This window comes from Rhodobacter aestuarii (assembly GCF_900156655.1).
GTDB classification, from domain to species: domain Bacteria; phylum Pseudomonadota; class Alphaproteobacteria; order Rhodobacterales; family Rhodobacteraceae; genus Rhodobacter; species Rhodobacter aestuarii.
Genome location: NZ_FTOG01000002.1, coordinates 222,013 through 234,954, shown reverse-complemented (window position 1 = coordinate 234,954; position 12,942 = coordinate 222,013). Strand labels below are relative to the sequence as shown.

The following is a 12,942-nucleotide window of genomic DNA, read 5'->3' as shown; positions in this document are numbered from 1 at the left end:
GGCTAGGTTTGGGATAGCGCGATTGCCCTTTGGCGGCAAGGCAGGCGGGATTTGTGACCGTTACAAGCCCAAACGTTGACCACCCCCGCGCGGCTTACTACCGATAGTGCGTTCAAGCCCGGAGATCTGTCATGAGCCTTGCCCACGGTCGTTCCTATCTTGCCATTCCCGGCCCTTCGGTGATGCCCGAACGCGTGTTGGCGGCGATGCACCGCTCGGCGCCCAATATCTATGAAGGCGATCTGGTTGATCTGACCGGGCAGGTGGTGGCCGATCTGCGCCGTGTGGCGCTTAGCACGAGCCATGTCGCGATTTATATCTGCAACGGCCACGGCACGTGGGAGGCGAGCATCGCCAATATCTTCAGTCGGGGCGACAAGGTGCTTTCTTTGCAAACCGGGCGCTTTGGGCAGGGCTGGGCCGCGCAGGCGGAGGCGATGGGGGTGACGGTCGAGGCGCTTGATTTTGGGCTCACCACGCCGGTGGACCCGAACCGGGTCGAGGCCGCTTTGCGCGCCGATACGGGCCATGACATCAAGGCCGTGTTCCTCACCCATGTCGATACCGCGACCTCGATCCGCAATGATGTGGCGGCGGTGCGTGCGGCAATGGATGCGGCGGGGCACCCGGCGCTTTTGGCGGTCGATTGTATTGCCTCGCTGGCTTGCGATGCGTTCCGGTTTGATGACTGGGGCGTCGATGTGATGATCGCGGCCAGCCAAAAGGGGCTGATGGTGCCGCCGGGGCTCGGCTTTGTCTGGGTGTCCGATAAGGCGCTGGCGGTGAGCCGCAGCGCCGATCTGCGTACGCCGTATTGGGATTGGGCGCCGCGCATCGCGCCAGATTTCTACTACCAACATTTCTGTGGCACCGCGCCGACGCATCACCTTTTCGGCATGGCGGAATCGCTCAAGATGATCTTGGACGAAGAAGGTCTGCCGCATGTTTGGGCGCGCCACCAGGCCCTCGCACGCGCTGTGGCGGCGGCCTTTGAGGCTTGGGGGCAGGGCGGAGATCTGGCGCTCAATGTCGCTGATCCGGCGTTCCGGGCGGGCTCTGTCACCGCCGCGCGGATCGGGCAGGGCGGGGCCGAACGGCTGCGCCGCTGGTGCGAGGCGGAAGCGGGCGTGACGTTGGGCATTGGGCTTGGCATGGCGGCGATGGGCAGCGCCGAGGCCGATGATTTTCTGCGCGTCGCGCATATGGGCCATGTGAACGCGCATATGACCCTTGGCGTGCTTGCGGTGATGGAAGCAGGGCTTCAGGCGCTCAACATCTCGCATGGCGCGGGTGGCATTCAGGCGGCAGCCGCAGTGGTGGCCGCGGGCGCTTAAGCCTTAGGGCTGGCCATGCTTTTCGAGCCAGCCCATCAGCCATTCAATCTCGGCTTGATCTTGGGCCGCCATCGCCTCGGCGCGGTGGCGCAAGTCTGGATCGGCGCCGTTCTCAACAACAATCTGCGCCATATCCACGGCGGCTTGTTTTTGTGGCAGCAGACTGCGGACAAAATCCAGATCGGCATTACCGGTATAGGGGGCGGCCATATCGGTGGCCATTCGCGCCTTTGCCGCCTCAAACGCTGCGGTTGAGGGGGCCGCATCGGCGGTGGCGGTGGCTGCGCTGCGCATCATCGGTGCGGGCAGATCATCGGCATAGGCCCCAAAGGCCAGCGCGAAAGCCAAGGGGCTGAGCAAAGCGATATGACGACGGGTACGGGGGGACATGGACGACTCCTTCATCGGTGCCGTCACAGTGGCGCGCCAGAGCGGGCGCATCAAATCAAGGCCGCGCGAGAGACGCGTGAGCCCGCCCCAAAAGGCGCAGGCTCGCAAGGTGTTGAAGTCTTAGGCTTTCAGATCGGCAAGCGATTTGCACCAAGCTTCCATTTCCTTCGTCGCCAATTCCATCGGCGGCTCAAGGAAGGTCAGGTGGAACGCATCGCCCAGATCGGCCACGCCAATCGCGCGCGGGCGCACGGCCAGCACATGGGCATTGGGCAGCGCAACGCCAAAGCAGAAAACGATGTTCTGCGCGGCCAAGATCGAGCGGTCGATCGTGCCTTCGATCACGGTCGTATGCGCGTAATGGTCGAAGGTGGCGATATAGGCGACCTTGGGGTGGGCGTCGATTTTCTCTTTCAGCTTGGCCATCACGTCATCGACGGTGGCACAGCTGGTTTCTGCCTTCGGCAGGGTCAGATCGAAGACCGGATATTTCTCCATCAGCAAATACTGTTTCATGTCTGACCTTTCCCTTGGATGTATCTTTTCGAATGGCTGCACAGGGTTGACGAGCGGGTCAACCGGACGTTCTGTCGCGGGCGCGTTTTAAGGCGCTAGGCAGCGCGGTGGCGAGGGCTTTCATCTCAGCCTCTGGGCCGCAAGAAATGCGGATGCAGCGGTCTTGTGGGGCCACGGCGGGCTTGCGGACAAACACATCGGCGGCGGCCAATTCTTCCAAAACCGCTGTGGCAAAAGCCCCGTCTTGCCCGCAATCCACCGCCACGAAATTGGTGGCCGAAGGAAGCGGCGTAAGCCCATTGTCGCGTGCGATCTGCGCGATGGTTTCGCGCGCGCCGTCCACCAAGCGGCGCATATAGGCCAGCCATGTCGTGTCAGACAGCGCGGCCAGTGCGCCCGCTTGGGAAATACGGCTCATGCCAAAATGGTTGCGGATCTTGTCAAAGGCGGAAATCAGATCGGGGTGGCCAAGCGCATAGCCCACCCGCGCGCCCGCCAGCCCATGTGCCTTGGAAAAGGTGCGCATCCGGATCACGCGCGGGTCATCGGCGTCAATCGGGGCTTCGGTGCCCTCAGGTGCCAATTCGACATAGGCTTCATCCAGCACCATCAAAGTGCCCTCGGGCACCTGCGTGACCATCTCGGCAATGGTTTGGCCGGGGTGATGCGAGGCCATCGGGTTATCGGGGTTGGCGATATACATCAGCTTGGGGCGCAGCGCGATGGCCTTGGCCAAAAGCGCCTGCGGGTCTTCATGATCGCCTAGGTAGGGGACCGTGTGCAGCATCCCGCCAAACCCCGCGACATGGAAGTTGAAGGTCGGATAAGCCCCTTCGGACGTGACCACCGGGTCACCGGGTTCCAACAGCAGGCGGCAGAGATAGCCCAAAAGCCCGTCGATCCCTTCGCCAATGACCACGTTTTCGGGGCGGCAACCGTGATGCGCGGCGAGCGCTGCCTTCAGGTCATGCACCTCCGGGTCGCCATACATCCACGCATCGCCTGCGGCTGCGGCCATAGCCGCAATCGCGCGTGGCGAGGGGCCAAAGCCGTTTTCATTTGCGCCAAGCCGTGCGGCAGAGGGGCGGCCACGGGCACGCTCCTGCGCTTCAGGGCCGACAAAGGGCACGGTGGCGGGCAGGGCGGCAACAAGCGGGGTGTAACGGGGCTGGGTCATAAGCCTTATGGCTAGGGGCAAAGCGCTAAGCCGTAAAGCATGTTTCGCAGCGTCATGCGCGCGCGGGGGCGGGCTTTGTGCTTGGATGGGGCAAAGCGGAGGGGATGATGAACCGGGTCAGTGTAAAACGCGCGGGGGGCGTGGCCGTGGTGCGGCTCAACCGCCCCGAAAAGATGAATGCGGTCGATTTTGAGATGATCGACGCGGTGATCGCTGTGGCGGAGGATTTGGCGGCCGACCCAGCCCTGCGCGCTGTGGTGCTTACGGGCGAGGGGCGCGCCTTTTGCGCGGGGCTTGATGTCGCGAATTTCTCGGCCCTTGCTTTGGGTGACCCCGAGGGGCTGATCATGCCGCGCAGTCATGGGGCGGCAAACCGGTTTCAGCAGTTTTCACTCGCTTGGCGGGCGCTGCCGGTGCCGGTGATTGCGGCGCTCCACGGCGTGGCTTTTGGCGCGGGTCTGCAACTGGCTGCGGGGGCCGATTTGCGCATTGCCGCGCCGGGCACGCGGCTGTCGATCATGGAGATGAAATGGGGCCTTGTGCCCGATATGGGCGGCATGGTGACCCTGCCCGAGATTTTGCGCGCCGATCATCTGCGCCGCATGACATGGACGGCAGAGGAAGTGAGCGCCGAAGAGGCGCTGCAAATCGGTCTCGTGACCGAGATTGCCGAAGATCCTCTTGCCCGTGCAATGGCGTTGGCGCAGGTGATTGCAGGCAAATCTCCCTCGGCCATTCGCGCGGCGAAGCGGTTGATCGAGGTCGCCTGTACCGCGCCCGAGGCGGAGGTGCTGGAGCGCGAAAGCCGCGAGCAGACCGATCTGATCGGGAAACCCGATCAGATGGAGGTGATTGCCGCGAATATGCAGGGCCGCGCGCCAAGGTTTGACTAGGCGCGCGCCAGTCTGCCGTTAGATCGACATTTTCTTGAAGATCGGCTCCGGGATCGCGCGGATCACCATCATGATGAAATACCAGATCCGCGCGGTGTAAAGCACATTGGCGCGCCGTTCGATGCCGCCCATGATATCTTCGGCCACTTGCTCGGGTTTGGCCATGAAGGGCAGTTTCATTCCCTCCGTCATGCGCGTTTCCACCGGGCCGGGTTTCACCGTCATCACATGCACGCCCTTGCGGCCAAGGCGGTTGCGCAGGCCCGAAAGATAGGTCGCAAAGCCCGCCTTCGCGGCACCATAGACATAGTTGCCCACGCGGCCACGGTCGCCCGCGACCGAGCCCACGCCCACAATCACGCCCTCGCCGCGCGCTTCCATCACGGGCGCAAGCAGCGACAGGAATTTGGCCGGGCCGGTGAAATTGTCGGTCACCACCTCGTCGATCAGCATGGGGTCGGCATCAATTGCGCTTTGCTCGGGCATGGTGCCGACAAAACAGGCAAGGTTCAGCACGCCTTGCGTGGCGGCGAGTTTGTCGATCAGCGCGGGGAAGGCGGCGGTGTCGCGGATGTTGAAGGCAATCACCTCCACCTCGGCGGCGCCACGCAATTTGCAGTCTTTTGCGAGCGTTTCCAGCTCTTCCATATCACGGCCCGCCAGCATCAGCCGGGCGCCATCAATGGCCAAGCGGCGCAGGAAGGGGCGGGCCATGCCAGAGGTGGCCCCGAGTACGATCCAGTTTTGCATGCCTCAGGCACTCCTCAGGTTCAAGCGTCTCACAAGGTCGGTTTGATAGGCGCCGGTCGGGTCGGCGCGGGCGACCTCTTCCTGCCAGAGATTAAGCTCTGGATACATTGTGCGGATGCGCGCACCCTCGGCCAAAGCGTCTTTGGCAAAGTAAAGCCGCCCGCCCGCTTCGGCGGTTTCAATCTCTAGCGTGCGGATCAAATCGCGCGCCGCGGCGCGGTTTGGAAAGTCGATAGCGAGCGTATAGCCCTCCATCGGGAAGCTGAGGTAACCGGCGCGTCCCGCCCCCATGCGCTTGAGCACCGCCAAGGGCGAGGCAAGGCCCGAAGTGGAGATCCGCTCCATCATCGCGCGCAGCGCACGGGCCGAGGAAAGCGGCACCACGCATTGAAACTGGTGAAAGCCGCGCCGCCCATAAAGGCGGTTCCAGTCGTGGATTTTATCGAGCGGAAAGAAGAAATCCGCCATCGGGCGCGCAATGGTGCGGCCATGCGCGGGCACGCGGTGGTAATAGGCTTGGTTGAAGGCGCGCACGACGGGCGAAGACAGCGCAAAATGCGGCGCATCAAGCGGCACTTTCGCGGTGCGCTTGCGTTCTTTCACCAAGCCTTTGCCGATTTCGCCTTCTTCGACAATGCCGCGCCCCATCGCGGGGCCGGTCGCGGTCGCATCAATCCAGCCGACGGTATAGCTGGCTTCAGAGGCATCCAAGAACGCAAGATGCTCTTCCCAATTGCGCGCGCGGCGTTCGGTGACTAGCATCAGATTGCCATCGCAACGCTTCAGCCGCAGCGTGGCGCGCAAAATCACCCCGGTTTGGCCAAGCCCGCCAACGGTGGCTTGAAACAGCGCCGTGCCGGGGGTGGCGGTCAGTTCGACCCCATTTTGCAACAGTACAATCTCGGTCACATGCGCGCCAAAGCTGCCAACGTGATGATGGTTCTTGCCATGCACGTCTTGCGCGATGCAGCCGCCCACGGTGGCAAAGCCGGTGCCGGGCATCACCGCCGGAATCCAGCCTTGCGGCACGAAGGCGGTGGCAACATCGCCGATCCGGGCGCCTGCTTCAACGGTGAGGCAGCCGGTTTCCGGGTCAAAGGCCAGAAACCGATCAAAGCCGCTCATATCCACCATCGCCCCGCCTGAATTGAGCGGCGCATCGCCATAGGAGCGGCGCATCCCAAAAGCTGGCGTTGGCGGCAACTCTGCCAGATGGCGGAGTTTCTCGGGGCGGGCGACCGGGCCTTTGGCGCGCAGCGCGCGGCCCCAGCCGGTATAATGGGTGTCTTTGGTCATTGGCCGCCTCCTTGCGGCGCGTGGAGCGAGGCGCGCTCGGCGAGCGGAAAGACCGCAAGCCCGATCGCAATGGCGAACCAAAGCGTGGTGAGCCGGATCACCGCCGTTGCGGGGACAGAGACCTCAAGCGGGACGCCATCAAGGCTGAGAAGGGCGACCATCGCCGCCTCGGCCCCGCCAAGGCCACCCGGTGCGCCCGTGAGGCCGCCCGCGAGCGTGGAAAAGACAAAGATTGCAACCGCTTTCCAAAGCCCGATGTCGGCCCCCATAAAGCCCAAAAGCAGATGGAAGGCATAGCCCTCTGCCATCCAACCCGCAAAGCCAAGCGTGAGCGCAAGCGTCAGCGTCGGGCCGTGGCTGAACCGTGCAAGCGAGCGCGCGGCCTGACGGGCGCGGGCAAAAATGCGCGGCAAGCGGCCCAAGGCGCGATAGGCGAGCGTAACAAGTGCGGCGAGGAGTTTGGGGCGCGTGGCGACCACCGCGGCAGCAAGCGCAAGCACCGTCACCGGCAGCGCCCCCGCAATCCCGCCTGCTGCGAGCGAGATGGCCAGTGCCAAGATCAGCCCCATCACCGCCAGATCACCGGCGCGGTCCATCAGCACCAAGGGCGCGGTGCGTTCGACCGCCCAGCCGGTTTCGCGTTTGAGCCAGCGCATCCGCACCAATTCCCCCACCCGGCCCGGCGTGACCGACATGGCAAAACCGCCAAGGTAGTGGCGGAAATCTTGGGCGAGATGTGTCGGCAGCCCCAAACGGCGTGCCAAAATGTGCCAGCGCAGGCCGCGCATCCCGTAATTGGCAAGCGACAGCCCCAAAAGCGCGATGATCTGCCAAAGATGCAGGCGAGTCAGTTGCGCCCAAGTTTCTTCCCAGCCCGTGGCCGAGGCAAGACCCGCAAGCCCAAGGCCCACCAGCGCCAAAAGCCCGAGGATCAGCGCTTTGTCGCGCCAACGGCGGAGGGAGGAGGGGGCAGGGGGCGTATTTTGGCTCAGGCTCATCATTGCCCTGCATCTAGTGGTTAATTGGGGCAGGAATATGATGTTGTTGCGGGTTCGCGAACAATTTTAACGAAGAAAAGCCCCGCGCTGGGCGGGGCTTTTGCGGTTTGCTCAGTCGACGATGGTGGCCTCGGTTGCGGCGCGCAACTCTGCCTCGGTCACGCCATCGGCGAGTTCCACAATTTTCAACCCGCCCGGCACGACATCCATCACGCCAAGGTTGGAGATGATCCGGTCCACAACCGCTTTACCGGTGAGCGGCAGGGTGCATTTGTGCAAAACCTTGGAATCGCCGTGCTTGTTGGTGTGATCCATCACAACCACCACGCGCTTGACGCCAGCCACAAGATCCATTGCCCCGCCCATGCCTTTGACGAGCTTGCCGGGGATCATCCAGTTCGCCAGATCGCCCTCTTCGCTGACTTCCATCGCACCCAAAATCGCCATCGCGATCTTGCCACCACGGATCATGCCAAAGCTGGTGGCACTGTCGAAATAGGCGGTTTGCGGCAGTTCGGTGATGGTTTGCTTGCCCGCGTTGATCAGGTCGGGGTCTTCTTCGCCCTCATAGGGGAAGGGGCCCATGCCCAGCATGCCGTTTTCCGATTGCAGCGTGACCGAGACGCCCTCTGGGATGAAGTTCGGCACCAAGGTCGGAATGCCGATGCCAAGGTTCACATAGGTGCCGTCTTTCAGCTCTTTCGCGGCGCGCGCCGCCATTTGGTTGCGATCCCACGCCATGATCACGCCTCCCCTTTGTCGCCGCAGCCGCCACCGGCCCCCGCCGGGGTGGTGGCATCCGCGCGTTTGCGCGTGGTGCGCTGTTCGATGCGCTTTTCATGCTGGCCCTGCACAAGGCGGTGCACATAGATGCCCGGCAGGTGGATGTGGTCGGGGTCAAGGCTGCCCACCGGCACGATTTCTTCAACCTCCATCACGCAGACCTTGCCGCACATCGCGGCGGGCGGGTTGAAGTTGCGCGCGGTCTTGCGGAAAATCGCGTTGCCCGAAGTGTCGGCCTTCCACGCTTTGACGATCGAGACATCGGCGAAGATGCCGGTTTCCAGAATATAGGTCTCGCCGTTGAAGTCTTTGTGCTCTTTGCCCTCGGCAATCACCGTGCCGACGCCGGTCTTGGTGTAAAAGCCCGGAATGCCGTGGCCCGCCGCGCGCATCCGCTCGGCCAAAGTGCCTTGGGGGTTAAACTCCAGCTCCAACTCACCCGACAGATATTGCCGCATAAATTCGGCATTCTCGCCCACATAAGACGAGATCATCTTCTTGATTTGCTTGGTGTCGAGCAGCTTGCCCAGACCGAAGCCATCGACGCCGCAGTTGTTCGAGGCGATGGTGATATCCTTCACTCCGCTTTCGACCAGCGCATCAATGCAAAGCTCCGGGATCCCACATAGGCCAAACCCTCCCGCGGCCAGTGTCATCCCGTCGAACAGAAGCCCCTCAAGGGCCTCTTTCGCCGAGCCATATATTTTGTTCATCTAAACCTCCCGAAATCCCTTCGGAAAGTTGTGACGAAGCCCGGGGCGCAAGTCAATTGCCGCGTTGCGGCGTTGGCTCAGCCCTCAATCACGTCATCGCCGGGCGTTGGCTCGGCTGCTTTCTTGGGCGCTGCCTTTTTGGCGGGCGCTTTTTTCGCCGCAGTGGTTTTGCTGGCGGTTGTTTTCTTGGCAGTGGTCTTTTTCGCTGCCGTCGTTTTTTCGGCAGCCGCCTTTTTCGCGGGCGCTTTCTTGGCGGCGGGCTTTTTCGCGGGCGCTTTCTTGGCGGCGGGCTTTTTGGCGGTGGCTTTCTTGCCGCCTTTGCTGGCTTTCGCCTCCAGAAGCGGCAGGGCGATTTCCATCGTCACATCGGCGGGTTCAACGTCTTTGGGAAGCGTCGCATTGACCTTGCCCCATTTGACGTAGGGCCCATAGCGCCCCGGCATCACCTGCACCGGCCCGCCATCGGGGTGTTCGCCCAAATCTTTGAGCGGTTGCGCCGCAGCCCCCCGGCCCGGACCTCGGGCGAGTTTTTGCGCCAACACCTCAACCGCGCGGTTCATGCCAATGGTGAAGACCTCTTCGACATCGGGCAGGTTCGCATAGGTTTTGTTGTGCTTCACATAGGGGCCAAAGCGGCCAATCGCGGCTTCAACGGGTTCACCATCTTCGGGGTGGGCCCCGATTTGGCGCGGCAAGGACAAAAGCATCATCGCGCGCTCAAGGTCGATGCTTTCGAGCGACCAGCCCTTGGGCAGGCTCGCGCGGGGGGGTTTGGGCACTTCTTCGGAAGCTTCGCCTTTTTGCACATAAGGCCCAAAGCGGCCAATGCGGAGCGTGATGTCTTGCCCTTCGTCTTGGCCAAGAACCTTGCCATCAAGGGCGGCGGTTTCATCATCGCCGGGGGCAGAGAGCGGTCGGGTATAGCGGCATTCGGGGTAGTTGCCGCAGCCAATGAAGGCCCCGCCCGAACGCGCGGTTTTCAGGTGCAAGCGGCCCTCGTTGCACAGCGGGCAGGCGCGCGGATCGCCGCCATCGGCGCGCGGCGGGTAAAGGTGCGGGGCCAAAACCTCGTCGATTTTGGTCAGCACCTCGCCGATGCGCAGATCCGCCGTTTCGCCAATCGCGGCTGAGAAATCGCGCCAAAACCGGGCAAGCACCTCTTTATAGTGGCGATCCCCGGCAGAGATGTCGTCGAGCTCCGTCTCCATATCGGCGGTGAAATCATATTCCACATAGCGGCGGAAATAATTGGTCAGGAACGCCGTCACCAGCCGCCCGGTGTCTTCGGGAATGAGCCGGTTTTTGTCTTTGCGGACATAGCCACGGTCCACGATCGTTGTCAGGATCGAGGCATAGGTGGAGGGCCGCCCAATGCCCAATTCTTCCATCCGCTTGACCAGCGTCGCCTCGGTGTAGCGCGGCGGCGGCTGGGTGAAGTGCTGCTCGGGCGTGATCTCGCCCTTCTTGGCAGGCTCGCCTTGCATGATTTGCGGCAGGCGCGCGCCGTCTTCGCCCTCATCATCATCGCGGCCTTGGTCGTAGATTTTGAGAAAGCCGTCAAAGGTCAGCACTTGGCCGGTGGCGCGCAGTTCCACCTGACCATCGGCGGAGCCCACATCTACCGTGGTGCGCTCCATCATCGCCGCCGCCATTTGGCTGGCCAGCGTGCGCTTCCAGATCAGGTCGTAAAGCTTCCACTGATCATCGGCCAGTTTCAGCTTGTCGGGGCTGGTGCTCATATCGGTGGGGCGAATGCATTCGTGCGCCTCTTGCGCGTTCTTCGCTTTGTTCTTGTACATGCGCGGGCTGGAGGGAACGTAATTGTCCCCAAAGCGGCGTTTGATCTCGTCGCGCGCGGCCATCACCGCTTCTGGCGCCATATCAATGCCGTCGGTCCGCATATAGGTGATATGCCCCGCCTCATAGAGCCGCTGCGCCGCCGACATGCAGGCCTTGGCGCCCATGCCAAATTTACGGCTGGCCTCTTGTTGCAGGGTCGAGGTCATGAACGGCGGGTAGGGGTTGCGGCTGGCGGGTTTCGCCTCGACCGATTTCACCGTCAGATCGCGGCTTGTGACCGCTTGCACGGCGAGTTCCGCATCCGTCGCGGTGCCAAGGTCAAACTTATCGAGCTTTTTGCCGCCCAAAACTGTCAGACGCGCGGTGAAGCTCTGGCCGCGCGGCGTTTCCAGAACGGCGCTCACCGTCCAATATTCGCGCGCCCGGAACGCCTCGATCTCCATCTCGCGTTCCACGATCAGCCGCAGGCAAACCGATTGCACCCGGCCTGCCGATTTTGCACCGGGCAGTTTGCGCCACAAAACGGGCGAGAGATTGAAGCCCACCAGATAATCGAGCGCGCGGCGGGCAAGATAGGCCTCGACCAGCGCCTGATCCACCTCGCGCGGCGCTTTCATCGCCTCGGTGATCGCGGATTTGGTGATCGCGTTAAAGGTGACGCGGGACACCTTCTTCTTTTTCAGCTTGCTCGCGAGCGCCTCTTGCAGGTGCCACGAAATCGCCTCCCCCTCGCGATCAGGGTCGGTTGCGAGGATCAGTTCGTCATCGGAGGCCAATGCCTCGGCAATCGCGCGGATGTGCTTTTTCGAGTCGGAGGCAACCTCCCATTTCATCTCGAAATCATGCTCGGGATCGACAGAACCATCTTTGGGCGGCAGATCGCGCACATGCCCAAAAGAGGCCAGCACGGTGTAATCATTGCCCAGATATTTGTTGATTGTCTTGGCCTTGGCGGGAGATTCGACAACGACAACGGCCATGACTTCCTCGTTCTTACGCTTCTCAATTCGCTGAGGGCGGACCATGCGGGGCGATTGGGGGGAATGTCAATCCGGCATGAAACCCGCCTTGGCACGGCAGATGCGGGCTATCCGCGGCTTACCATGCCACCCGGATGACGTGTGACCGTGCCCTCAATCTCTAGCGCAAGGAGTTCGCGCGAGAGCGTGGCGGCATCGGTGCCAAGGTCACGAATGACCGCATCTTCGGGCGTGGGGGCGGGGCCCAAAAGCGCGAGCAAGCGGTTGCGCAGGCTGGTTTTGGGGGCTGTTTGCGGGGGAGGTGCCGGGGCAGCTGGGGCCGGTGCTGGGCTGTGGGGCGCGGTTTTGGATTTGACGGGTTTTATGGTCTCGGGCGGCGCGCCAAGCGCCTCCAGCACATCTTCCGCACCGCGAATAAGCGTGGCGCCATCGCGGATGAGCATATTGCAGCCAGAGGCGCGTGCATCCATCGGGTGGCCCGGCACCGCCATCACCTCGCGCCCGTAATCAAGCGCCATGCGCGCGGTGAGCAGGCTGCCAGAGCGGGCGGCGGCCTCCACCACCAAAGTGGCGCGGGAAAGCGCGGCAATGATCCGGTTGCGTTGTGGGAAGTGGCGCGCTTGTGGCTCCACCCCCGGCGGCAGTTCGGAAAGCCGCAGGCCCATTTTGGCGATTTTTTCGGCCAAGGCTTTGTTTTCTTGCGGATAGATCACATCAATGCCGCCCGCTGTTACGGCGATGGTGCCGGTGGGTAGGGCCGCTTCATGCGCGGCGGCGTCAATGCCCCGCGCAAGGCCCGAAACGACCGTGAACCCCTCTTTGCCCAATTCTTCGGCAAGCTTGCGCGCCATCCGAAGACCAAGCGATGAGGCGTTGCGGGCCCCGACGAGCGCAATCCGGGGGCGGTTGAGTAAAACCGGGTCACCCAGAGCCCATAGGAGCGGGGGCGCGTCAGGGAATTGCAGCAGATCTTCGGGGTAATGCGCTGTTCCGGGCAACAAAAGGCACGCACCTGCGCGATGCCCTGCCGCCCATTCCGCCTCGGCCACGGAACGCGGGCAGGGGCTATAGCCGGTGGCGCCAGCGGCCCGCGCCACATCGGGCAGGGCGTCCAACGCCGCCTGTGCGGAGCCATGTTCTGTCAGCAATCTGTGGAAAGTCGTGGCCCCGACACGACGGGAGCGAGCGAGGCGGAGAAACGAGAGCTCGTCTTCTTCCGTGGTGGGTGGGGTGAAGGGGGTGGGGTAAGAAAACAAACTTGTTTTCATCCGTCCCTCCGCCTCGTCGCACCTTCAATTTGCCCCGTTAATCT

Annotated in this window: 12 protein-coding genes; 2 read left to right on the top strand and 10 right to left on the bottom strand. The window is 62.7% G+C overall.

The window, feature by feature from the left end:
- Nucleotides 1-131: 131 nt before the first annotated feature.
- On the top strand, nt 132-1,334 hold the full coding sequence (locus BW967_RS04280; RefSeq protein ID WP_076483815.1) for a pyridoxal-phosphate-dependent aminotransferase family protein: 1,203 nt from the start codon (nt 132-134) through the stop codon (nt 1,332-1,334).
- Between the two features lie 3 nt (nt 1,335-1,337).
- Here BW967_RS04280 and BW967_RS04275 read toward each other — a convergent pair whose 3' ends face one another.
- From BW967_RS04275 to BW967_RS04265, 3 genes are all read right to left on the bottom strand, one after another.
- The gene (locus tag BW967_RS04275; RefSeq protein ID WP_076483814.1) at nt 1,338-1,724 is read right to left on the bottom strand and encodes a DUF305 domain-containing protein; all 387 of its coding nucleotides are present in this window, start codon (nt 1,722-1,724) and stop codon (nt 1,338-1,340) included.
- A gap of 120 nt (nt 1,725-1,844) precedes the next feature.
- Complete coding sequence (locus tag BW967_RS04270) at nt 1,845-2,240, bottom strand: DUF6858 family protein (protein ID WP_076483813.1); 396 nt, start codon at nt 2,238-2,240, stop codon at nt 1,845-1,847.
- A gap of 58 nt (nt 2,241-2,298) precedes the next feature.
- Nucleotides 2,299-3,417, bottom strand: coding sequence for a pyridoxal phosphate-dependent aminotransferase (locus BW967_RS04265; protein ID WP_076483812.1), 1,119 nt, complete (start codon nt 3,415-3,417; stop codon nt 2,299-2,301).
- Between the two features lie 107 nt (nt 3,418-3,524).
- Between BW967_RS04265 and BW967_RS04260 the strand changes: the two genes are divergently transcribed.
- Nucleotides 3,525-4,310 carry a crotonase/enoyl-CoA hydratase family protein gene (locus tag BW967_RS04260; RefSeq protein ID WP_076484003.1) on the top strand — a complete coding sequence of 262 codons (786 nt, stop codon included), beginning with the start codon at nt 3,525-3,527 and terminating at the stop codon, nt 4,308-4,310.
- An 18-nt stretch (nt 4,311-4,328) separates the two neighbouring features.
- On the opposite strand, the gene BW967_RS04255 is transcribed toward BW967_RS04260, so the two are convergent.
- From BW967_RS04255 to dprA, 7 genes are all read right to left on the bottom strand, one after another.
- A complete protein-coding gene (locus tag BW967_RS04255; RefSeq protein ID WP_076483811.1) occupies nt 4,329-5,060 on the bottom strand; it encodes an SDR family oxidoreductase in 732 nt (243 codons plus the stop codon).
- Between the two features lie 3 nt (nt 5,061-5,063).
- A complete protein-coding gene (locus tag BW967_RS04250) occupies nt 5,064-6,356 on the bottom strand; it encodes an FAD-binding oxidoreductase (protein ID WP_076483810.1) in 1,293 nt (430 codons plus the stop codon).
- On the bottom strand, nt 6,353-7,354 hold the full coding sequence (locus BW967_RS04245) for a lysylphosphatidylglycerol synthase transmembrane domain-containing protein (RefSeq protein WP_308811420.1): 1,002 nt from the start codon (nt 7,352-7,354) through the stop codon (nt 6,353-6,355). The genes BW967_RS04250 and BW967_RS04245 overlap by 4 nt, the downstream gene beginning before the upstream one ends.
- A 111-nt stretch (nt 7,355-7,465) precedes the next feature.
- Entirely contained in the window at nt 7,466-8,095 is a 630-nt protein-coding gene (locus tag BW967_RS04240) for a CoA transferase subunit B (RefSeq protein WP_076483808.1), read from the bottom strand.
- A 2-nt stretch (nt 8,096-8,097) separates the two neighbouring features.
- Nucleotides 8,098-8,850 (bottom strand): CoA transferase subunit A, encoded by a 753-nt coding sequence (locus BW967_RS04235; protein WP_076483807.1) that lies wholly within the window; start codon nt 8,848-8,850, stop codon nt 8,098-8,100.
- A gap of 77 nt (nt 8,851-8,927) precedes the next feature.
- The gene (topA, locus tag BW967_RS04230) at nt 8,928-11,630 is read right to left on the bottom strand and encodes a type I DNA topoisomerase (protein ID WP_076483806.1); all 2,703 of its coding nucleotides are present in this window, start codon (nt 11,628-11,630) and stop codon (nt 8,928-8,930) included.
- A gap of 107 nt (nt 11,631-11,737) precedes the next feature.
- Nucleotides 11,738-12,898: a DNA-processing protein DprA gene (gene dprA, locus BW967_RS04225; protein ID WP_076483805.1), complete on the bottom strand. Its 1,161-nt coding sequence runs from the start codon at nt 12,896-12,898 to the stop codon at nt 11,738-11,740.
- Nucleotides 12,899-12,942 lie beyond the last annotated feature (44 nt).